This window comes from Pandoraea cepalis (genome assembly GCF_902459625.1).
GTDB lineage: Bacteria > Pseudomonadota > Gammaproteobacteria > Burkholderiales > Burkholderiaceae > Pandoraea > Pandoraea cepalis.
Map to the genome: position 1 here is coordinate 26,003 of NZ_CABPRY010000005.1, position 20,733 is coordinate 46,735.

Consider the following 20,733-nt stretch of genomic DNA (forward strand, 5'->3'; position numbering starts at 1 on the left):
TGACCGGCACAACGACGACCGGGCGATCACTACCGTCGACGGCCTCAGTCCGCGCGAATACACGCCAGCGCGGCGGCGTGCAGCTCGGCATTCGCGGCGGCCAGCACGCGCCCCTGCGAGGTGAGCGTAAGCGGCCGGCCCTCCCAATCGGTGATGACGCCGCCCGCCGCCTCGACCACCGGCGCCACGGCCAGGTAATCGTAGGTTTGCAATCCCGCTTCCATGACCAACTCGATGTGTCCGCTCGCCAGCAGCCCGTAGGCGTAGCAATCTCCACCGAAGCGGCGACGGCTGACCGCCTTCGTCAGCCGCTCGAATTGCGCATACTCCGCCGCGTTGAAGATGTCGGGCGATGTCGCATAGACGGTCGCGTCGGCCAGCGTCGTCACTGGGCTGGTGGCACACACCGCACCGCCGAAGCGGGCCTCGCGCACGCCGCTGGCGGCGTCGTTCACGCCGATCCAGCGCTCGCCGGTCGCCGGAATGTCGATCAGGCCGACGACTGGCTGGCCGTGGTGCAACAGGGCGAGCAGCGTGCCCCACAGCGGGTGTCCCGTGATGAAGCTGCGCGTGCCGTCGATGGGGTCGACCGACCAGACGAATTCCGCGTCCACGCCCTGCTTGCCGAACTCTTCGCCCCAGATGCCGTGCGACGGATAGCGCGCCGCGATCTGCGCGCGCAGCGCCGTCTCGACCTCGCGATCCGCAATCGTGACCGGGCTCTCGTCTGCCTTGTCGTCAACCGCCAGGCGCCGGCGGAACCACCCCAACGACAGCGGTCTCACAGCATCGGCCATCGAAGCGGCGAAAGCCGCATACTCGGCAACAGCGGGTACGGACGACATGCACGAATCTCCTGCAAAGATGCCGCACGCGGCGGCAATCATGGAAAACGATCGACGAATCGCGATCATACGCGTTCGCGGGCATCGCGGACCGTTCCGCTGCCATTCGGCAGGCACGCCCCGATCTGGTGCGAATTTGCTATGCTCGCGATCTGACCCGGGCCTCGCCCTTTCCTTGCCCCCGCTCACAGGACCCCCATGCTTTCCGGTCGCGGCGTGATGCTCTCTGTCTCGGCATCCGTCATGTTTTCCGTTATGCCGGCGCTCGTCGCGCAACTGGCGCCCCTGTCCGGGCTGGACGTCTTCGCCTGGCGCATGCTGCTCACGCTGCCCGGCACGCTCGTCATTGTGACGGCACTGCGCCGGTGGCATGTGCTGCGCAGCACGCTCTCGCATGTGTTGCATCGCCCTGCGCTGCTCGTCGCCGTGCTGCTGTGCTCAGCGCTGCTGGGCGTTCAGCTCTGGCTGTTCGTCTGGGCACCGCTGCAACAGCGATTGCTCGACGTCTCGCTCGGTTACTTTCTCTTGCCGCTCACGATGGTGCTCGCCGGCCGCACGTTTTATCAAGAGCGTCTGAGCCGGCTGCAGACGGCGGCCGTCATCATCGCCGCGCTGGGCGTCGCACACGAACTCTGGGTAACGCACGCCTTGTCCTGGGTCACGGCGCTCATTGTGTTCGGCTATCCGCCCTACTTCTTGCTGCGCCGCCGGCTGAGGCTCGACGCGCTCAGCGGCTTCATCCTGGAAGTGCTCGCGATGACGCCGGTGGCCGTCTTCGTGCTCTGGCACGCGTGGCCGCAAAACGTCACGGTGCTCGGCGAGCCGCGCTACTGGTTCTGGCTGCCCGCGCTCGGCCTGCTCAGCGCCAGCGCACTGGCGAGCACACTGGGTGCCGCGCGCTTGCTGCCCATCGGCCTGTATGGCATTTTCGGGTACGTGGAGCCGGTGCTGCTGTTCGCCGTGTCGATCGTCGTGCTCGGCGAGCCTTTCACCGCGCGCGGGCTCTGGACGTACGTGCCCATCTGGTTCGGCGTTGCGCTCATCGTGTTCGACAGTCTGCACACGCTGCGCCGCCAGCGACGGGTCAGTGTCGCCACACGTGCCGACACGCCCCGTTGAGTCCGCTCGAGGCGTCGCCCCAAAGGCGGGCAGCCTTGCGCAGCAACGTCGCAGCGCCGCGCTATACTCCCGAGAGCTTATAAGACGACCTCTATGACAAATCTCGCCAAGATCGCTACGCTGCTCGCCTCGGGGCTCATGACGGTTGCGCTGTCGGCTTGCAGTTCGTCGGCCCCGCTGTTCACCTCGGACGGGCGTCCCACCCAGCAAATTCGGTGCTCGGCCAGCACCGCCGGCGACTGCGACCAGCGCGCCCGCACGCAATGCGTACAAAAGGACTACGACGTCCTCACGCGCGACGTGACGGGCGGTGTCGCCCATCTCGTGATCGCCTGCCGGCCGAACTAAGTCACGCGGTCCCCAAGGCCGCCTGACGTTCCGGACGTTGAAACACCCTTCCCCTCTCGACGCGAGTCGCCCCGGCGGATACGCACCGACCCGTGACATTCCGATGGATGCTTGCGTGCGGTCAATACCGCGCCATGTCGCGGGATGACTTTCGATGCCCGCGATGCGAGAATAAAAATACTCCAACGAATTGTCGTGCATCGCGGTCGCGATGCCGCCCAGGCGCCAAGCCTTCACGCACTTCCCGCACATAGAGGACACCATCATGTACGAACGCATTCTGGTCTCGATCGACGGCAGCACGCCCTCGAACCGCGCCATCGATGAAGCCGTCAAGCTCGTGGCGCTCAGCCAGGGCAAGATTCGCCTGGTGTCGGTCGTTCCCTCGCTCGCCAACGCCTACGCCGCCGGCGCCTACAGCGGCTTCGTGCCGTTGGAGAGCCAGGAGTCGTTCGAGAAGGAAACCGCGGAAATTCTGGCCAAGGCACAAACCGACCTGAAGCAGCGCGGGGTCGATGCCGAGACGAACATGATTACGCTCGAAGCCGGCACCGACGAAATCGCCGACGCAGTGCTGCGCGAAGCGCAAGCGTGGAATGCCGACGTGATCGTGCTCGGCACGCACGGCCGACGCGGCATCAACCGACTGCTGCTGGGGAGCGTCGCCGAAACGCTGCTGCGCATCACCACGCTGCCGATCCTGCTGGTCAAGGCCACCGACAAGTAAGCCTGCAAGCGCCCGGCTTCGCCAGCGCAAGCGACGCGACGGCACGCTCCCCAGCGTGCCGTTTTGTCTATTGCGGTCGCGCGACGTCGCGCGCCGCCATGCCTTTTATCGAATGCCCGCACGCATGAACGACTGCACGAACTGTCGCTGAAAGAGCAAAAATGCGACGAACAGCGGCGCGGCGGTCATCAGCGTCGCGGCCGTGATCATCGTCCAGTCGATGCCCTGGTCGGTCGACGCAAACACCTGCAGGCCGACCGTGAGCGGACGTGTCTCGACGGAGTTCGTGACGATGAGCGGCCACAGGAAGTTGTTCCAGTGGTGACTGATCGACACCAGCGCGTAGGCGACATACACCGGGCGGGCGAGCGGCACATACACGCGCCAGAGCACCTGCCACGCGTTGGCGCCTTCCACGCGCGCCGCGTCGTCCAATTCGCGCGGCACGGTCTTGAACGCCTGACGCAACAGAAAAATGCCGAACGCCGACGCGAAGTACGGCAACGCAATGCCGAAGATCGTGTCGCGCAGTCCCATCCAGGCGATCGTGCGATAGTTCTCGACGATCAGCACGTCGGGCATGACCATCAGTTGGAGCAGCACGACCATGAACGCCACCTCGCTGCCGCGAAACGTGAAGCGGGCAAAGGCATACGCTGCCAGCGTGCCCAGCACGAGTTGCGCCGCCAGGATCACTGTCACCAGAACGAAAGTATTGACGAGGTAGCGCCCAAACGGTGCAGCCTGCCATGCGTGCTCGAAATTCGCGAGCGTGAGCGGCGCACTCATGGAGAAGTGCGTGGCGTAGGCCGACGGATGGAACGCGCTCCACAGCGCATAGAGCAGCGGCAGCAGCCACAGCAGTCCGAGCAGCCATGCCCCGACGACGTCGAGCAGCGTCGTGTGACCGGTTGCGGAAAACACCGCAAGCGCGGCGCCTGGCTTTGTGGGCTTGCGGGGGCGCGTGTTCGGGCTGGCAGAGGTCGTCATTGATAATGCGTGCGTGAGTCGAGCAGACGGAATTTCACGAAGGCGACGACGGCGAGCAGCGTGAGCAGGACCACGGTGAGCGCTGCCGCGTATGAGGTATCCCAGAAGCTGAAGGCCACCTGATAGATGTAGTACAGGAGCAGTTGCGTGGCGTTATCGGGTCCTCCACGCGTCATCACGATAATGTGATCGACGAGACGGAACGCGTTGATGACGGCATTGATCACCACGAACACGGTCGTGGGCATGAGCAACGGCCACTGAACGCGGCGAAAGAACTGCCAGCGCGAGGCGCCTTCGAGCGCCGCCGCCTCGGCCAGGGTGGGCGAAATCTGTTGCAGTGCGGCCAGGTAGAAGATCATGAAGAACCCGGCCTCTTTCCAGATCGTCACGACCATCAGCGCCGGGAGTGCGGTGTCGGGTTGCCCGAGCCAGTTGTGATCGCCCCACCCGAGCGCCTGCGAAATCTGCGCGATGAGACCGTACTGCGGCGTGTAGAAAAACAGCCAGATGTTCGCCACGGCGATCATCGGCAAAATCGCGGGCGTGAAGTACGCGAGGCGCAATAACGTGCGCCCCGGCACTTGCCGGTGCACCCACAGCGCCATGGCGATCGCGAGCGCAATCGCGGCGGGCACGGTGACCAGTGCGAACAAGAGGTTGTTGCGCAGCGCCTGCCAGAAGACCGGGTCGTCGATCAGAAGCCGATAATTCTCGGTGCCGACAAAGACAGACGGCATCCCGGCGCGGCCCGTCGAGAAAAAGCTGTGCCACAGCGTGGCGACGGCCGGATAGTGGGTGAAGGCGACGAGCAGCACCAGCGCCGGAGACAACAGCAGCCAGGGCACCCACGAAGCAGAAGAGCGATTCATCGACGGTCCATCGATTCAACATGCGAGGCCGTGAAGATCGCGATCGCCGCGACGTTCAGGGCCCCGCATTTCAACGAGACTGACAGCAAAGTCCGGCGTCGGCCAGACTCATCGAGCGTACGGACGCAGGATGCGATCCGCTTCACGTTGCGCGTCGTCCAGCGCCTGCTTGGGCGACTTGGTGCCGGTGAGCGCCGCTTGCAGGGCGTCGTTCAGGGCCTTCGTCACGCGCTGGTTGTCGTGCGTCGAGAACTCGGCCACGCTCACCGCGAGCTGATCGCGTGCCACGGCCGCAGCAGGCACCTTCTGCACATATTGCTTCATCGCCGGGGTTTCCCAAGCAGCCGGCGTCACGGCCACATAGCCCGTGTCGATACCGAACTGCGCCGCACGCTCAGGCGAAGTGGCCCACTTGATGAACGTCATCGCCGCCTGCTTTTCTTCCGGCGAGGTCTTCTTGAACACGTAGAAGTTGCCACCGCCCGTCGGACTGCCGCCGCGCACCTTGGCCGGCATCTTGCCGACACCGAACGGGAACGTGGCGTTGGTCCGGATGTTGGTCAGGTTGCCGGTGGTCGTGTAGATGATGGCCGCCTTCTTCTCGAGAAAGTCCTTCGGCGTGGTGCCCCATTCGATCGCCCCCGTCGGCATCGCCTTGTACTTCGTCGCAAGATCGACCCAGTATTGCAACGACTCGACGGCCTGCGGCGCGTTCAGGAACGTCTTGGTCCCCGACGGATTCATCAGTTCGATACCCGCCGGCGTGGTGAACGCCTGGAACAGCCAATACGGGAAGCCCACGGACGGCACCTTGATGCCCCATTGCTTCACGTTGCCCGATGCGTCGCGCTGGGTGAGCTTCTGCGCGTCGCTGGCCAGTTCGGCCCAGTTCGCCGGCGCGCGGTCCGGGTCGAGACCCGCCTCACGGAACATGTCCTTGTTCCAGTACATGACGATGGTCGAACGCTGGAACGGCACACCCCACGTGTGGCCGTTGACGCGCGAGTTCAACATCAGCGCCGAGTAGAAGCCGTCGAGCCACTGCTTGTCGGCCGGCGTGTTGGCGATGCTGTCGATGGGCACCACCGCGTCTTCGTCGATCAACGTGAACACGTCGGCGGCAGCGAGCACAGCCAGTTGCGGCGGCGTGCCCGCCTTCGCGGCTGTCAGGGCCTTGACGACGGAATCCTGGTAAGTCCCGGCATATACCGGCTTGACCTTGATGCTCGGATGATCCTTTTCGAAGTCGGCCACCAGATCGTTGATGATCTTCGTCACCGGACCGCCGACGGCCACCGGGTAATAGAACGTGAGTTCCACCGGCTTCGTCTGCGCGATGGCCGAGCCGCTCAGGCCACCCAATGCCAGCGCGGCCAAACTGGCCGAAAACGTTTTCAGGATCGTGCGTCGCATATCGTTTGGTTCCCCATGTAAGCGTTGTGGTGATGTGCCGCCGTCGCGCCGCACCGAGCCGATGCGGCAGGGCCGGTGGCGGCCCTCGCGTCAGACGTGTTGTTCTGGGTTTTGCAACGTCACTGCGCCCCCCGGAAGCGGCCGCGCCGGTGCAAGCGCGGCCTCAGGTGCGCAGACCGCGCTTGCAACGACAGACTCGGCAGCGTCGATCGCCACACGGCCCGCTGCGCCCGTCACGAGGCGCTCCCCGGTGGTCGCGTCGAACAGATGCTGGTCGATCGCCGCCCATTGCAGACCGATGGCGTCGCCCACGGCGAACGGCCGATGGCCGGGCACCCGCGTGGTGATCGTGCCCGCGTCGCCAAGCGTGCAAGCAACGAGTGTGTCCGCGCCCAGATATTCGATGGCGCTCACTCTGGCAAGCACTGCGCCCAGCGACGTGGGCGGAACCGCGCGCACATGCTCCGGGCGCAGGCCGAGCAGCGCGGCGTTGCGCGCACCGGCCGCCACCAGCGCCGGGCCGGATTGCCCGGCGGGCACCAGGGCGTCGCCATGGCGGACAAGACGCAACAACTGCATCGGCGGCGTGCCGATGAAGCTCGCGGCAAAGCGCGTCGCCGGAGTGGCGTAGAGCGTGTGCGGGGCACCGCACTGCTCGATGCGGCCATCTCGCAGCAGCACGACCTGATCGGCCATGCTCATCGCTTCGGTTTGATCGTGGGTCACGTAGACAAGCGTCATGCCGAGCTGCTGTTGCAGCGCCCGGATCTCGCGACGCATGTCCTGACGCAGTTGGGCGTCGAGATTCGAGAGGGGTTCGTCCATCAGACACACGGACGTCTCGGCAATCACCGCGCGGCCCAGCGCCACACGCTGCTGCTGCCCCCCCGAGAGTTGCGACGGCTTGCGCTCCAGGTACGGCGCCAGCCCGAGCAGCGACGCCACGCGCGCCAGACGCTGCGGATACTCGCGCGCCGGTTCGCCGCGCACGCGAAGCCCGAACAACAGGTTTTCGCGCACCGAGAGATGCGGGAAGAGCGCGTACGACTGGAACACCATCGAGAGCTTGCGACGCGCAGGTGGCAGCGCGGTCACATCGGCGCCGCCAAGCACAATGCGCCCGGCGCTCGGCGTATCGAGGCCTGCGATCATGCGCAGCAGCGTCGACTTACCGCAGCCGGACGGGCCCAGCAGCACCACCAGCGAGCCGGCTTCAGCGGTGAAACTCACACCGTCGAGCGCACGTGTATTGCCCCACTGCTTGCAGACGGATTCGATGATGAGCGAGGACATGGCCGGATGAGCGCAGCGCCACCCTCAACTAACGCGGGTGGCCGTATCGGAAAACCACGACCATAACCGCCCATCGATGGCAGTTTGATGACACCACGCGCCGACCTCCGGCGCGTTCGGTCAGGCGGCGGACTGCCGGCGCTTGGCGCGCAGCAGCGCCTTCGAGATGATGCGCGTCTCGGACGTGGCGGCGCCGGTACGGCGCGCCACGGCGTCGCGGAAGAAGCGCCGCGTCTCGTCGGCAACGGTTTCGCGCTCGTTGTCCATCGTCAGAATGTGATAGCTCTCGCCGAGCAGGCACTTCTGTTTCACCTTGGACGACACCCCGTCGTAGACGATGCGCGCGTTGTGCGGGCTCGACGTGTCGTCGTCCACGGCGTGAATGACGAGACAATCCGCCGTCACCCGAGCCAGGCGCGCGCGCACGTGCGCGGCAAGCCGCCGCGCGTGATAGAGGTGCGCGAGCGGCAGCGACGCCGCACCGATTTCGGACGCATCGTGCAGCGACATCGATTTCGCCACGCGTGCTCGCAGCACCTCATTCTTCAGGCCGAACGGCGCGCGCTCGCGATAACGATAGTAATGGCGCAACGGCGTATGGAAGCCCAGATCGATAAGCGGGTAATACCACGGGATGGTCCAGCCGTCGTACACGAGGGTGACGGAGAGCAGCGAGAGCGCCGTCACATCCGGTTCCTCCTCCGCGACGGCCAGGCTCAACGTCGCGCCGATACACAACCCGCACAGCGACACCATCGCGTGCGTCGCCCGCAGTTCACGATACTTCGCCCGCGCGGCGGCAATCCAGGCGCGCCAGTCCGTGCATGGCCCGCCGAGTCCGTAGCCTTCGATATGCGGCACCCAGACGGTGTAGCCCTCGCGATGCAACGCCTTCGCCACCGGACGCATTTCGAGCGGCGTGCTCGACAGCCCCGGCAGCATCAGCACTGCATGCTCGCCGCCCTTGTAGAAAATATCTTCCTGGAACATGGTCAAATCCCGCCGGAGACGAGGGGCGTCTCGGTGACATCATGCGCCGTGGCTGCCGGTGTGAGCGTCTGCAGCGGCGCGACCGGACGCACCGTCGGCCCCGCATGCAAGCGCAAAATCACGTACGTGCCAACGTGCGCGCGAAAATACTGCAATTCGCAATGGCACATCTCGTAGCCGCCGTCGCGCGTGCGGATACGCAGATTGTGCGCGCCATGATGGGGGCGCTCGCCATCGAGGGCAAACAGCCCCGCCATACGCTGTGCGTCCTCCGGATGCAGCAGCGCGAGCAGCCCCTCGCGCTTGACGACGTCGGGCGCGACGCCCGTCGCCCGGCGAAAATGCTCGTCGATGTATTCGTAATGCGCGGCCGGATTGGACAGATAGAAGATCGTATCGAGGTGCTTCGTCAGATACGTCATCAGCGCATTGCCCAGTTGCACCGAGTCGGACAGGAGCATGCGCTCGTTTTCGGCGCGCAGCAGCATCTCATAGCGTGTCTGCGCGACCTCCGCGATCAGCTCGGCACGGTACTGGGCGCGACGCAGGCGCTCGATCAGCACGACGGCAAGTGGCGTAATCAACAGGAAGCCGGAGACGATCAGCACATCGCGCCGGTCGAACTGAGCGATGTCGCGAAACGGCGGCACGAAGAAGAAGTCGAAAATCGGGATGCTGATGATCATGGCCATGATCGCCGGCCCCAATCCCCATGTGAATTCGACAATGATGACGGCGCAAGTAAAGAAGATGCCCGGCATCGAGTGATCGAGCACCGGGTGCAGCAGGCTGCGCACGACAAACGCGGCAAAAACCACGAGCAACGCCCCGACGTAACGCTTCGCGCCGGGTTCCGCCCACCGTCGGGCGTTTCTGATATCCATGATGCCTCGCCCGGCCCCGCCGGTGCTCAATGATCCAGGGGGCAACCGATAGCACGGCGCCGCCGTTACGAAATATTACGGATTATCGCATGCCAGGCATTGACATTTCGTGACGGAGAACCCTGATTCAGTAGCGCCTTAACAACATGGGACGGGAGGTGGCGCCAAAACGGCACTCAGCGCAGCATGAACGACATCGCCGAGAGGCAGTTCAGTACCCGAACCGCCGCCTCGACGCTTGGCGCGACGAATTGCAGGGTCACGCCATCGACACGCTCAAGCGTCGGCCACTGGCAGAAGAGGTCGGCCAGTGCGGGGGTCTGCGCCTGCAGGCGCACCTCGACGGGCGTCTCGACCCGGTAGGCATGCCACGTGCGCGGGTCCGCGAGCGATGCCTTGGCGGCGTCGCGGATCAGGTCGCACGACTGGCTCGGGTTGAGCGTCATGCCACTGCCCTGTCCCCAGGCGGCTTTCGTCTGCACGTAATGCGCATGGGGAAAGATCAGTTGCGTCTCTTCGCAGAAGACGTCGTCGCCACTGGCCATGACCATCGGCACACCGCGCTCGCCGGCGAGCGCGCCGTACAACATGGCCTCGCTCGCTTCCTCCCCCGCCAGCCACACGCGCGCGAAGGCGAAGCTGTTGATCGTATGCGCCAGGATCCCGGCGCTCTGCGATCGGCTGTGGTAGCCGATCATGAAGAGCGCATCGCAACCGGCCTCCACCCCCGCCACCATGCCAAGATAGCGCGGCTTGCCCAGCACGAGGCGGGCGCGCGGATCGAGTTCGTCCGGCAGCAGGTTGCGAAAACCGCCGTGCGAATCGTTGACCATCACTTCGGTCGCGCCGCCGGCAAACGCGCCTTCGACAGCGGCATTGGCCTCGTGCGTCATCCAGCGGCGCGCGCGTTCGTATTCGCCATTGCCCGCCCGGGTCTGTTCGGCGTGGAAGACGCCCGCGACGCCTTCGATATCGGTGGAGATCAGGATTCGCATGATGTCGGCTTTGTCGTGAAAGGCTTACAGCGAGGCCCAGTCGGGCAGCACGTCGGCGAGGGCGCGGCGCACGTGCGCGTCGCGCCCGAGCACCGACTCGGCCGCAAAGAGCGCGTGCAGGATCGCCTGCTCGGTGGCGTCCGCCGTGGCCTGGAAAATCGGGTCGAGCAAGGCGTCCGGCACAAGCGCGGCGGGGGCAACGCGGCCCGTCGCGTCATGCGACACCGTATAGCCCGTGGTGAAGGCGAGTGCGACATCGCCGCTGCCGTGGCCGTACACGGACCCGGTGCGCGCCAAGCCGGCACCGGTACGCGTGGCGACCCGGCGCAACTGGCGCGCATCGAGCGGCGCGTCGGTGGCCACCAACATGATGATGGAGCCACGCTCGGGTGCCGCGCTCAACGCCGGCTGCGCCAGACGCGCGTCGAGCACCGGCCCGACATGACGCCCGGCGATCGTCAGTTGCGACGGACGGCCGAAATTCGACAGCACGAGCACGCCGACGGTAAAGCGCGCCCCGGCCGTCTCGACTATGCGCGACGCGGAGCCAATACCGCCCTTGAGGCCGAAGCTCGACATGCCGCGCCCCGCGCCGACCGCGCCCTGCGCGACATCGCGCGACGCATTCGCCAGCGCCTGCGCATAGTGTGCGTCGGTCACAGCAAACGCCTGCATATCGTTGAGATAGCCGTCGTTGCATTCGAGCACCGTCGGATTCAGCGACGGGCTGCCACGGCCGATGTCCGGATTCGCCGCGATCGCCGCGCGCAACTGGCCAAGCACCACGTGACTGACGGAAAACGTGTTGGTGAGCGCCACCGGCGCCTCGAGCACGCCGAGTTCGTCGATCTGCATCAATCCGACGCTCTTGCCGAAGCCATTGATGACGGCAGCGGCCGCCGGAATCTTGTCCCGGAACGGATCCCAGCCGGCGTCGGGCACTTCCGCGGCGGCAGCGTTGGCGGGCGTCGGGCACACCACCGTCACGCCCGTCTGCACCGGGCCTTGCGCGAGCGTGGCATGACCGACGTACACGCCCGGCACGTCGGTGATCGCATGGCGCGGCCCGGCCGGCAGATGCCCCACGTAGGGCGCACCGAACAAGGCTTCGCGCGGGTCCGTCGACGGTATCATGCGGCGCTCCTGCGCAGTCATCAATGCCGATCGAGCTTCGGATCGAGCGCGTCGCGCAGGCCGTCGCCCAGCAGGTTGAACGCGAGCACGGTCAGGAAAATGGCCAGGCTCGGGAAGATGGCGATGTGCGGGGCGTTGACCATGTCCGCACGGGCTTCGTTGAGCATCGCCCCCCACTCCGGCGTGGGCGGTTGGGCACCCAGACCGAGGAACGACAGACTCGCGGCCGTGATGATCGACGTGCCGATACGCATCGAGAAGTACACGACAATGGACGACACCGTGCCTGGCAAGATGTGCCGCATGATGATCGTCCAGTCCGACGCCCCGATGGAGCGCGCCGCTTCGATATACGTCAGATGCTTGAGCACCAGCGTGTTGCCGCGCACGAGCCGAGCGAAGGCCGGAATCGAGAAGATGGCGACGGCGACGATCACGTTGATCATGCCGTTCCCCAACACGGCCACCACACCGATGGCGAGCAGAATGCCCGGGAACGCGAAGAGCACGTCGGAAATGCGCATGACGATGCGATCCCACCAGCCTTCGTAATAGCCGGCGAGCAGCCCGAGCACCGTGCCGATCACCGCACCCAGCGCGACCGACCCGAACCCGGCGGCCAGCGAAATCCGTGCACCCGCGAGCACGCGGCTGAAGATGTCGCGCCCCAGCGAGTCGACACCGAACCAATGCGTCGCCGACGGCCCGGCGTTCAGGGCGTCGTAGTCGAAGTAGTTCTCCGGATCGAACGGCACGAGGTGCGGTGCAAGAATCGCGATGATGACGAGCGCGAGCACAAACGCCCCGGCGACCATGGCGATGTGCTGCTTCTTGAATTTGCGCCAGAACTCACGCCACGGCGTGCGCACGCGCGTTTGGCTGGTGGAGGCCGCGGCGTTGGCGGTAGTAGTCGGTTGACCCGCGTTCATGGTGCGTGCCTCACTTGTAGCGAATGGTCGGGTTGATGACGGCGTACAGCACGTCGACCACGAGGTTGATCAGAATGAACTCGAGCGAGAACAGCAGCACCAGCGCCTGGATCACCGGGTAGTCGCGCATCTCGACCGAATCGATCAGCAAACGCCCGAGCCCCGGCCAGTTGAAGACCACCTCGACGACAATCGAGCCGCCGAGCAAGAAACCGAACTGCAAGCCCATCATGGTGACGACGGGAATCATGGCGTTGCGCAGCGCGTGCTTGAAGACCACGCGCATTTCATTGAGCCCCTTCGCGCGCGCCGTGCGCACGAAATCTTCGTGCAACACGTCGACGAACGCCGAGCGGGTGAAGCGCGCCATCACGGCCGCCACCGCCGCCCCGAGGGTGATCGACGGCAGGATATAGCTCTTCCACGAATCGGCGCCCATCGTGGGCAGCCAGCCGAGCTGCACCGAAAAGACCTGCATCAGTAGCATCCCCAGCGCGAAGGCGGGGAACGAAATACCGGAGACGGCGAACGTCATGCCCAGCCGGTCGGGCCAGCGGTTGCGCCAGACCGCCGAGGCGACCCCGAGGCCCATGCCGATGATCACCGACCAGATCATGCTCACCAGCGTGAGCCACAGCGTCGGCATGAAGCGGCTACCGATCTCTTCGGAGACCGGCTGCTTGCTGCGCATCGACAGCCCGAAGTCGCCACGCACTGCGTGCGTGATGAAGTTCGTGAACTGCGTGAGCAACGGCTTGTCGAGGCCGAGATCCTGGCGCACCAGCGCCACGGTCGCCTCGTCCGCCTGCGGACCGGCGGCCAGACGCGCCGGATCGCCCGGCAACATGTGCACGAAGGCGAACACCAGCACAGCCACGATCAGCAGCGTGGGAATCAGGCCGAACAGGCGCTTGAGAGAGTAATTGAGCATCGCAGTCTTGCCGAACGTCTTGCCAAACCATGTCTTGCGGTAAACCGCGCCGCCGGCCAATGCCGGCGGCGCGGGCACGTCACACTTGCGCGCGGCGCTTACTTCATCGAGATATCGGTGAAGTTGAACGATCCGTCAGGCATCGTGTAGACGCCCGACAGGTTCTTGTTGCGCGCATACAGCAGCTTTTCCGTCACGAGGAACGCCCACGGCGCGTCGTTCCAGATCTTCTTCTGCGCGTCGGTATAGAGCTTGGCCTTCTCCGCGCGGTCGGTCGTGAGCAGCGCCTTGTTGAAGTCGGCATCCACCGCATCGTTCTTGTAGTACGCCGTGTTGAACAGCTTCGGCGGGAACGACTCGGAGGCCAGCAGCGGACGCAGCGCCCAATCGGCTTCACCCGTCGATGACGACCAGCCCACGTAGTACATGCGCACCGGGGCCTTGTCGGGATCCGGCGCCGACTCGACGAGGTCGACACGCTGACCGGCTTCGAGCGCGCGCACCTGCGCCTTGATGCCAACCTGCGCCAGTTGCTGCTGCACGAACTGAATCACCTTCTGCGCCGTCGTGAACGTGTAAGCCGACCAGAGGGTGGTCTCGAAGCCGTTCGGGTAGCCGGCTTCCTTGAGCAGTTCTTTCGCCTTGGCCGGGTTGTACGGCCACGGGCCGGTCTTGGCGGCGTAATCCACCCCGTTCGGCACCACGCCTTCAGCCGGCGTTGCGTAGCCCGAGAAGGCCACCTTCACCAGCGCTTCCTTGTTGATGGCGTAGTTGATCGCCTGACGCACGCGCACGTCGTCGAACGGCTTCTGGCGGGTGTTCAAGCTGATGTAGCGTTGGATGATCGACGGGCCGGCGATCACATCGACCTTGCCGCTGGCCTTCAGCGTGGCGGCCTGCTCGTAAGGCAGCGGGAAGGCGAAACTGGCTTCGCCGGTCTGCATCACGGCGGCACGCGTGTTGTTGTCGACAACCGGCTTGAAGGTGATCGTGTCGACCTTCGGATAGCCCTTCTTCCAGTAGCCGTCGAACTTCTTCACCTTCACGTAATCGGTGCGGTTCCATTCGACGAACTCGAACGGGCCGGTGCCGACCGGGTGCGAGGCGATGTCCTTGCCGTACTTCTTGAGCGCCTCGGGCGAAATGATCACGGCCGACGGGTGCGCCAGCGTATTGATGAACGGCGAGAACGCCTCCTTGAGCGTGAACTTCACCGTATGCGGATCGACCACTTCCGTCTTGGCGATTTCCTTGTACAGGTTGTAGCGCTTGAGCTTGTTGTCCGGATTCGTCACGCGGTCGAAGTTGGCCTTGACGGCGGCCGCATCGAACGTCGTGCCGTCCTGGAACTTCACCCCCGACTTGAGCTTGATCGTGTAGACGAGGCCATCCGGCGACACCGTATAGCTGTCGGCCAGCACGTTGATGAGTTTCATGTCCTTGTCGAAGCCGAACATGCCTTCGTAGAACGACTTGGCAACGGCTTGCGACAGCGTATCGTTGGCGTCGTACGGGTCCATCGTCGTAAACGTCGACTGCACGGCCATCACGACATCCTTGGCGGCGAACGCCGGGGCTGCACTGAGCACCGCGGACGCCACGGCAACGGACGCGATCGCGGTTTTCCAGCGAGCGCCCAACAAAGCGTTTTTCGACATCTGTCTTTCTCCTTCTTGTCTGACGGGGTCGCCGCGAGCGAGTCTTGCGACTGCATCCCTTGGCGGGCATTGTGGCTACAACGAGAACTGCAACTGGGGACTGCCTGAGCTACTGAATCACGATCAATACACGCCGGCCACGCGGTGGCGCGCCACGAAGTGCCCCGCGCCGACTTCCACCAGCGGCTGCACCTGCGGTTCGTCGCCGACCGCGCGGATCGGGCTGGGAATCTCTTCCGTCAACAACTCGCGCTTGGCGTGACGACGCGCCGGATCGGCAATCGGCACGGCCGACATCAACTTCTTCGTGTATGGATGCTGCGGGTTTTCGAAGATGGCGCGACGCGGACCGATCTCCACGATCTGGCCGAGGAACATCACCGCCACCCGATGGCTGATGCGCTCGACGACCGCCATGTCGTGCGAGATGAACAGGAACGCGATGCCGAACTCCTTCTGCAGATCGAGCATCAGGTTGATGATCTGCGCCTGCACGGAGACGTCGAGCGCCGAGACGGATTCGTCGGCGATCACGACCTTCGGCTTGAGGGCCAGCGCCCGTGCAATCGCAATACGCTGGCGCTGCCCGCCCGAGAACTCGTGCGGATAGCGCTGGGCGTAATCGGTCGGCAGGCCAACCCGCTCGAGCAGTTCGGCCACGCGCCGCTCGGCCTCGACTCCGCTGGCCACGCCGTGCACGAGCAGCGGCTCCATGATCGAGAAGCCCACGGTGAGGCGCGGATCGAGCGACGCGAACGGATCCTGGAAAATGAACTGGATGTCGCGGCGCAGCCGCTGCAGCGCGCGTCCGGCGAGATCCTGAATCGGCTTGCCGCCGAATTCGATGGAACCGCCCTGGCTGGCGACCAGACGCAGCAACGCGCGCCCCGTGGTCGACTTGCCGCATCCGGACTCGCCCACGAGACCCAGCGTCTCGCCCGGGTACAGATCGAAACTCACGCGCTCGACGGCGTGCACGCGCTGCTTCACGCCACCGAAGAACCCCGACGGCACATCGAATCGGGCGACCAGATCCTTCACGCGAAGGATCGGGCCGGCGTCGGTCTTGACCGGCGGTTGTGGCGTTTCCGCCAGGGGCCTGGCGTCGGCCGGGGCGTCGTAGCGCAGCAGCGGAAAACGCGCCGGAAGGTCGGTCCCCTGCATCGAGCCCAGACGCGGCACGGCCGAGAGCAGTGCCTGTGTGTAGCGCTCGCGCGGCGCCGCGAAAATCTCGCGCGACGGCCCCTCTTCCACCGCGTCGCCGCGATGCATGACGAGCACGCGGTCGGCCACTTCCGCCACCACGCCCATGTCGTGCGTGATGAATACGACCCCCATGTGCATCTCGTCTTGCAGCGCACGAATCAACTGCAGGATCTGCGCCTGAATCGTCACGTCCAGGGCAGTCGTGGGTTCGTCGGCAATCAGCAGGCCCGGCTTGCACGACAACGCCATCGCGATCATGACCCGCTGACGCATTCCCCCCGAGAGTTGATGCGGGAAGCGGTCGAGCACGCGGCGTGCTTCGGGAATGCGCACGAGTTCGAGCATGCGCAGGGCTTCGGCACGCGCGGCGCCGGTGTCCTTGCCCTGGTGCAGGCGAATCGATTCGGCAATCTGTTCGCCCACCGGGAACACCGGGTTGAGCGAGGTCATCGGCTCCTGGAAGATCATCGCCATGTCCGCGCCGCGAATGCTGCGCATGGAGCTGCCGCTCGCGCGCGTGAGGTCGACGAGCGAGCCGTTGCGGCGGCGCATGACCATCGAGCCTTGGGCGATACGTCCCCCCCCGGTCTCGACGAGGCGCATGGCGGCCAGCGACGTCACCGACTTGCCGGAGCCCGACTCGCCCACGATGGCGAGCGTCTCGCCACGGTCGACATGGAAAGACAGGTCGCGCACGGCCGTGACCATGCGCTCGGACGTCGCGAACTGCACGGTAAGGCCGCGCACGTCGAGCACGCGCTCGTCGGGCAACGAAATCGTAGGGGTTGTCTTGCGCTCTGCCACGCCTGTCCTCGCTAATCTTCGCTTGCTGGTCTGAATCTTGATTCGGCGTGATGCCGTGTGATACCAAGTGATACCAAGTGATACCAGGCGATACCGAGGCCCAGACCGATGACGGCCAGGCCCCTCGCCTTCGAGCGTTACTCGTGAATGGACGTCACGGGCGTCTCGCCCACGCGGGCCACGCCACGATACATCCCTTCGGTATTGAAGGGCAGTGCGACGTTGCCTTGCGCGTCGACGGCGATCAGGCCGCCGCGACCCTGCACGCGCGGCAGCCGCTCGTGAATCACGCGCTCGGCGGCATCGGCGAGCGACAGGCCCGCGTAGGCCATCAGCGCGCCCACTTCGTAACACGCCACCGTGCGGATGAACGCCTCGCCGGTCCCCGTCGCCGAGACGGCCGCTGTCGCATCGTTCGCATAGCACCCGGCGCCGATGAGCGGCGTGTCGCCCACGCGGCCGACCGCCTTGTTCGTCATGCCCCCGGTGGATGTCGCGGCCGCCACGTGTCCATGCATGTCGCATGCCACGGCCCCGACTGTGCCGAACTTGGTGTCGGGATCGATCGGCTCTTTCTTGAGCGGCATGTCGTGGTCGAGCGCAACCGCCGCATCGGCCAGCGCGCGTTGCCATTGGGCGTAGCGACCTTCGGTGAAAAAGTACCCGGACTCGACCAGTTCGGCCCCGTTGGCCGCCGCGAAGGCTTCCGCGCCCTCGCCCATGAGCAATACATGCGGGCTATGTTCGAGCACCGAGCGGGCGGCGAGAATCGGGTTGCGCACGCGATGCACGCAGGCGATGGCGCCCGCGTCGAGCGTGGCACCGTCCATGATGGCCGCGTCGAGTTCGTGCGTGCCCTCGTGGGTGAACACGGCGCCGCGTCCCGCATTGAAGCGCGGACAATCTTCGAGGTGACGCACGGCTTCGGTGACGGCATCGAGCGCCGATCCGCCCGCGGCGAGCACGGTCTGGCCCGCGCGCAAGGCGTCGGCCAATGCCTCGTGATAGGCCGCGATTTCCGCCGGCGAGGTGTCGCGACTGATGGTTCCGGCACCGCCATGAATGGCGATGACCGCACGTTGGGTGTGACTCATGAGGCTTTGTCCTTTCTGTCCAGACGGCCCGGCGCAAGGCGGGGCGTGGCCGGTGGGGCCGGGTTCGGTTGGCTTTGCATCGTGACGCCTGCCGCCGTGGCCGCGCTTGTCAACGCCTTTGCCGTGACCGTGGCAGCCGCCGTGCGTTGCGGTGTAACGATTTGACCCACGGCCGATCCTGCCGGCACGTTAGCCAGACGGCCTGCCGTGGCCGCCGGGGCCAGCGAGGCGGAATCGAGCCACGGCAGCAGGAAATCGGTGAGTTCCGTCGCGCGATCGACGGCGTGTTTGGCGCGTTGGGCTACGGCGTCGCACAGGGCGTCGATCATCGCCAGCACGCTCGCTTCAGAGTTGCTGGACAGCCGCGGCTTGCTGCGCACGAAAATCACGATGTCGCCAAGCGGAGCCAACGGCGACGTCGGGCTGTCAGTGAGCGCCAACAAGGGCACCCCGCGCCCGCGCAGGCGTCGGCAAAGCGTGATGGTGTCCGTCACATATCGCGGGAAGGCGAGCGCGATCACCAGGTCGCCCTCGCGCAGTTTGAAGAGCTGGCGCGCAGCATGCGTCGATCCCCCGGCGCCGACCACCGCTTGCACATTCTCACAGTATGGATCGAGACCGTGATGCAGCAGGCCGGCGAGATAACCGCTCGCGCCCAGCCCCAGCACGTAGATGCGCCGCGCCTGCAGAATCGCGTCGACGGCACGCTCGCAAGTGCCGGCGTCGAGCGTGCGACGCGTCCATTCGAGGTTCTCGGCGGCCTGCGCCAATGACGCCGCCATCACATCGGCACTGGCGCTCGCCTGCGCTTTGCTCGTGCGCAGGCTTTCGATTGGGGCCAGTGTCGCCTCGAACCCGCGCACCATCGCGGCCCGGCATTGCGGATAGCCGTCGAAGCCGAGCGCGCGGGCGAAGCGATTGACAGTGGCGAGCGACACGCCAACGGCGTCGGCAAATTCGTCGATACGCATGGTCGCCGCACGAAACGTGTTTTCGAGCACGAACGCCGCCATGCGCTGCTGCGCGGGCGTCAGATCGGGCATGGCGCGCACGATGCGCTCGGTGAGCGGCAAATCGGCGGGCAACGAATCGGCGTTAATCATGGACCAAGGCGTTCTATGGGTGACGAAGAAAGTATATTTTCATTCACCCCCCGTCAAAAGAAAAAAAATAGTTCAAATGATGGCGAGGCGAGCGCGCGCCCCCTCGAGTTTCGCGGCAACCCCTGTCAAAACAGGGGGGAAGCCCGCCATCGAGACGCAAAAAGCGGTCATACTAGGGAAAACCCGAATGCACGAACTTGCCGGACGCTTTGCGATCCGACGTTAGGCGTACGGCGTCACCGCGCGGCGATTTGCGACCGACGTGAACCGTCAGGCCGCCGCATCACAGCACCGTCGAAGGATCTTCTGGGGAGGCGGGGTCGGAGGCGAGTCGTAACGTGCGGTAAACATGGCGTAGCCGAGGGCTTACATTTGCCCGGTACGCTGACGAAAAGCCTTCGCCTCAAGGAGCATGACCATGCTGAGCCCGCATGAAATCGCCACGCTGTTGCTGGCGGCCGCATCCCTTGGCCCTATCGATGCCGATGCGCTCGAACCACCGGACCTCGCGGCGCTGGAGCAAGCGCGTCTGGTGCATGTGAATGTCGACGAGGGACAAGCCAAAGTGATCGTGACCGAGGATGGTCGCCGCGTCCTGCATCGGCTGGGTCTGGCGCGAGCGGGCGGAGAGCGCGCGTAGGCGGCGCGGCCAACGATGGCGTACGCGCATCACGCAGGGCAAGCGGGAGGGCGCGTCGTCAGCCAGCGGTCCGCATCGACCACATCGACCGCATCAGCGAGGACGGCAGCGGCAGCGGGGTCGATCGAGTCAACGGGATGGCCCGTCGACTCGACCGCCCGTGAGTGTCGGCAGGCAGCGACGCTGCCCGCCAATGCATCAGAGCGTCGCGAAGAAAAGGCTTAAGCGCGCGAGCACGATCAGCAGGATCTGCATCAGCAGGAACAGTCCGAGCGGCGACAGATCGAAGCCGCCGACCATCGGAATGACGCGACGGATCGGGCGCAGCAGCGGGTCGAGCAAGTGCTGGAGAATCGGCATGGCGGCGGCACGCGGATTGACCCACGACAGCACGGCCATCAACAGCGTCATCCACATCACGAGGTTGGCGCCCCACTTGGCCACCAACACCAACGCCACCAGCAAGCCGCGCGGGAACACCGCGACCGGCGAGACGCCCACGACGGCGGTGATCAGCACCAGATAGACGATGCCGCACAGCCACGCGGCGATCAAGCTCGCCCAGTCGATGCCGCCCACGCCCGGCACGATACGCCGCAACGGCAACACCATCCAGTTGGTGAACTGGAACACCCCTTGTGAGAGCGGATTGCGCGGAGGCAACTGCGTCGCTTGCATCCACACGCGCAACAGCAACAACGCGCCGAATAGCGAGAAGACGAGGTCTAAGAGTAGACGGGCGATTTCGACAAGCATCT

At 65.3% G+C, this 20,733-nt stretch carries 20 protein-coding genes; 4 read left to right on the forward strand and 16 right to left on the reverse strand.

What is annotated here, in order from left to right:
- Window positions 1–44: 44 nt before the first annotated feature.
- Entirely contained in the window at window positions 45–845 is an 801-nt protein-coding gene (hisN, locus tag PCE31107_RS12680) for a histidinol-phosphatase (protein ID WP_130025376.1), read from the reverse strand.
- 198 nt (window positions 846–1,043) lie between these two features.
- Here hisN and rarD point away from each other — a divergent pair, with 198 nt between their 5' ends.
- From rarD to PCE31107_RS12695, 3 genes are all read left to right on the forward strand, one after another.
- Window positions 1,044–1,964 carry an EamA family transporter RarD gene (gene rarD, locus PCE31107_RS12685; protein WP_150608832.1) on the forward strand — a complete coding sequence of 307 codons (921 nt, stop codon included), beginning with the start codon at window positions 1,044–1,046 and terminating at the stop codon, window positions 1,962–1,964.
- Window positions 1,965–2,057: 93 nt separating this feature from the next.
- The gene (locus PCE31107_RS12690; RefSeq protein ID WP_150608834.1) at window positions 2,058–2,312 is read left to right on the forward strand and encodes a YgdI/YgdR family lipoprotein; all 255 of its coding nucleotides are present in this window, start codon (window positions 2,058–2,060) and stop codon (window positions 2,310–2,312) included.
- Window positions 2,313–2,577: 265 nt separating this feature from the next.
- Window positions 2,578–3,039, forward strand: coding sequence for a universal stress protein (locus PCE31107_RS12695; protein ID WP_017233675.1), 462 nt, complete (start codon window positions 2,578–2,580; stop codon window positions 3,037–3,039).
- A 105-nt stretch (window positions 3,040–3,144) separates the two neighbouring features.
- Here the strand turns inward: PCE31107_RS12695 and PCE31107_RS12700 are convergent, their stop codons facing one another.
- From PCE31107_RS12700 to PCE31107_RS12765, 14 genes are all read right to left on the reverse strand, one after another.
- Window positions 3,145–3,963, reverse strand: coding sequence for a carbohydrate ABC transporter permease (locus PCE31107_RS12700; protein WP_174966658.1), 819 nt, complete (start codon window positions 3,961–3,963; stop codon window positions 3,145–3,147).
- A gap of 62 nt (window positions 3,964–4,025) precedes the next feature.
- A complete protein-coding gene (locus tag PCE31107_RS12705; protein ID WP_130025372.1) occupies window positions 4,026–4,901 on the reverse strand; it encodes a carbohydrate ABC transporter permease in 876 nt (291 codons plus the stop codon).
- A 108-nt stretch (window positions 4,902–5,009) separates the two neighbouring features.
- A complete protein-coding gene (locus PCE31107_RS12710; RefSeq protein WP_150608838.1) occupies window positions 5,010–6,314 on the reverse strand; it encodes an ABC transporter substrate-binding protein in 1,305 nt (434 codons plus the stop codon).
- A 90-nt stretch (window positions 6,315–6,404) separates the two neighbouring features.
- Window positions 6,405–7,607: an ABC transporter ATP-binding protein gene (locus tag PCE31107_RS12715; RefSeq protein WP_150608840.1), complete on the reverse strand. Its 1,203-nt coding sequence runs from the start codon at window positions 7,605–7,607 to the stop codon at window positions 6,405–6,407.
- A 120-nt stretch (window positions 7,608–7,727) separates the two neighbouring features.
- Entirely contained in the window at window positions 7,728–8,597 is an 870-nt protein-coding gene (locus tag PCE31107_RS12720; protein WP_150608843.1) for an alpha/beta hydrolase, read from the reverse strand.
- Window positions 8,598–8,599: 2 nt separating this feature from the next.
- Window positions 8,600–9,481, reverse strand: a complete 882-nt coding sequence (locus PCE31107_RS12725; RefSeq protein ID WP_150608845.1) for a DUF4118 domain-containing protein — start codon at window positions 9,479–9,481, stop codon at window positions 8,600–8,602.
- A gap of 176 nt (window positions 9,482–9,657) precedes the next feature.
- Window positions 9,658–10,476, reverse strand: a complete 819-nt coding sequence (locus PCE31107_RS12730; RefSeq protein ID WP_017233668.1) for a M55 family metallopeptidase — start codon at window positions 10,474–10,476, stop codon at window positions 9,658–9,660.
- Between the two features lie 24 nt (window positions 10,477–10,500).
- Window positions 10,501–11,610: a DmpA family aminopeptidase gene (locus PCE31107_RS12735; protein WP_240756212.1), complete on the reverse strand. Its 1,110-nt coding sequence runs from the start codon at window positions 11,608–11,610 to the stop codon at window positions 10,501–10,503.
- Between the two features lie 20 nt (window positions 11,611–11,630).
- Window positions 11,631–12,539, reverse strand: a complete 909-nt coding sequence (gene gsiD, locus PCE31107_RS12740) for a glutathione ABC transporter permease GsiD (protein WP_130025367.1) — start codon at window positions 12,537–12,539, stop codon at window positions 11,631–11,633.
- Window positions 12,540–12,549: 10 nt separating this feature from the next.
- Window positions 12,550–13,470, reverse strand: a complete 921-nt coding sequence (gene gsiC / locus PCE31107_RS12745) for a glutathione ABC transporter permease GsiC (protein ID WP_026131899.1) — start codon at window positions 13,468–13,470, stop codon at window positions 12,550–12,552.
- A gap of 98 nt (window positions 13,471–13,568) precedes the next feature.
- Window positions 13,569–15,128 (reverse strand): glutathione ABC transporter substrate-binding protein GsiB, encoded by a 1,560-nt coding sequence (gene gsiB / locus PCE31107_RS12750; RefSeq protein WP_150608847.1) that lies wholly within the window; start codon window positions 15,126–15,128, stop codon window positions 13,569–13,571.
- A gap of 123 nt (window positions 15,129–15,251) precedes the next feature.
- Complete coding sequence (locus PCE31107_RS12755; protein WP_150608848.1) at window positions 15,252–17,138, reverse strand: dipeptide ABC transporter ATP-binding protein; 1,887 nt, start codon at window positions 17,136–17,138, stop codon at window positions 15,252–15,254.
- A gap of 137 nt (window positions 17,139–17,275) precedes the next feature.
- Window positions 17,276–18,232, reverse strand: coding sequence for an isoaspartyl peptidase/L-asparaginase family protein (locus PCE31107_RS12760; protein WP_150608849.1), 957 nt, complete (start codon window positions 18,230–18,232; stop codon window positions 17,276–17,278).
- On the reverse strand, window positions 18,229–19,335 hold the full coding sequence (locus tag PCE31107_RS12765) for a MurR/RpiR family transcriptional regulator (protein ID WP_130025364.1): 1,107 nt from the start codon (window positions 19,333–19,335) through the stop codon (window positions 18,229–18,231). Before PCE31107_RS12765 ends, PCE31107_RS12760 begins: the two co-directional genes overlap by 4 nt.
- A gap of 418 nt (window positions 19,336–19,753) precedes the next feature.
- Here PCE31107_RS12765 and PCE31107_RS12770 point away from each other — a divergent pair, with 418 nt between their 5' ends.
- On the forward strand, window positions 19,754–19,975 hold the full coding sequence (locus tag PCE31107_RS12770; protein ID WP_150608850.1) for a hypothetical protein: 222 nt from the start codon (window positions 19,754–19,756) through the stop codon (window positions 19,973–19,975).
- Window positions 19,976–20,173: 198 nt separating this feature from the next.
- On the opposite strand, the gene PCE31107_RS12775 is transcribed toward PCE31107_RS12770, so the two are convergent.
- The gene (locus tag PCE31107_RS12775) at window positions 20,174–20,731 is read right to left on the reverse strand and encodes a YggT family protein (RefSeq protein WP_017233659.1); all 558 of its coding nucleotides are present in this window, start codon (window positions 20,729–20,731) and stop codon (window positions 20,174–20,176) included.
- Window positions 20,732–20,733 lie beyond the last annotated feature (2 nt).

Bases quoted from the DNA above. Each gene is read 5' to 3' on its own strand.
- PCE31107_RS12765 (WP_130025364.1), bottom strand. From the start codon at position 19,335: ATGATTAACGCCGATTCGTTGCCCGCCGATTTGCCGCTCACCGAGCGC.
- rarD (WP_150608832.1), top strand. From the start codon at position 1,044: ATGCTTTCCGGTCGCGGCGTGATGCTCTCTGTCTCGGCATCCGTCATG.
- PCE31107_RS12705 (WP_130025372.1), bottom strand. From the start codon at position 4,901: ATGAATCGCTCTTCTGCTTCGTGGGTGCCCTGGCTGCTGTTGTCTCCG.
- PCE31107_RS12730 (WP_017233668.1), bottom strand. From the start codon at position 10,476: ATGCGAATCCTGATCTCCACCGATATCGAAGGCGTCGCGGGCGTCTTC.
- PCE31107_RS12690 (WP_150608834.1), top strand. From the start codon at position 2,058: ATGACAAATCTCGCCAAGATCGCTACGCTGCTCGCCTCGGGGCTCATG.
- hisN (WP_130025376.1), bottom strand. From the start codon at position 845: ATGTCGTCCGTACCCGCTGTTGCCGAGTATGCGGCTTTCGCCGCTTCG.
- PCE31107_RS12720 (WP_150608843.1), bottom strand. From the start codon at position 8,597: ATGTTCCAGGAAGATATTTTCTACAAGGGCGGCGAGCATGCAGTGCTG.
- gsiC (WP_026131899.1), bottom strand. From the start codon at position 13,470: ATGCTCAATTACTCTCTCAAGCGCCTGTTCGGCCTGATTCCCACGCTG.
- PCE31107_RS12770 (WP_150608850.1), top strand. From the start codon at position 19,754: ATGCTGAGCCCGCATGAAATCGCCACGCTGTTGCTGGCGGCCGCATCC.
- PCE31107_RS12725 (WP_150608845.1), bottom strand. From the start codon at position 9,481: ATGGATATCAGAAACGCCCGACGGTGGGCGGAACCCGGCGCGAAGCGT.
- PCE31107_RS12715 (WP_150608840.1), bottom strand. From the start codon at position 7,607: ATGTCCTCGCTCATCATCGAATCCGTCTGCAAGCAGTGGGGCAATACA.
- PCE31107_RS12710 (WP_150608838.1), bottom strand. From the start codon at position 6,314: ATGCGACGCACGATCCTGAAAACGTTTTCGGCCAGTTTGGCCGCGCTG.
- PCE31107_RS12760 (WP_150608849.1), bottom strand. From the start codon at position 18,232: ATGAGTCACACCCAACGTGCGGTCATCGCCATTCATGGCGGTGCCGGA.
- PCE31107_RS12695 (WP_017233675.1), top strand. From the start codon at position 2,578: ATGTACGAACGCATTCTGGTCTCGATCGACGGCAGCACGCCCTCGAAC.
- gsiB (WP_150608847.1), bottom strand. From the start codon at position 15,128: ATGTCGAAAAACGCTTTGTTGGGCGCTCGCTGGAAAACCGCGATCGCG.
- PCE31107_RS12775 (WP_017233659.1), bottom strand. From the start codon at position 20,731: ATGCTTGTCGAAATCGCCCGTCTACTCTTAGACCTCGTCTTCTCGCTA.
- PCE31107_RS12735 (WP_240756212.1), bottom strand. From the start codon at position 11,610: ATGATACCGTCGACGGACCCGCGCGAAGCCTTGTTCGGTGCGCCCTAC.
- gsiD (WP_130025367.1), bottom strand. From the start codon at position 12,539: ATGAACGCGGGTCAACCGACTACTACCGCCAACGCCGCGGCCTCCACC.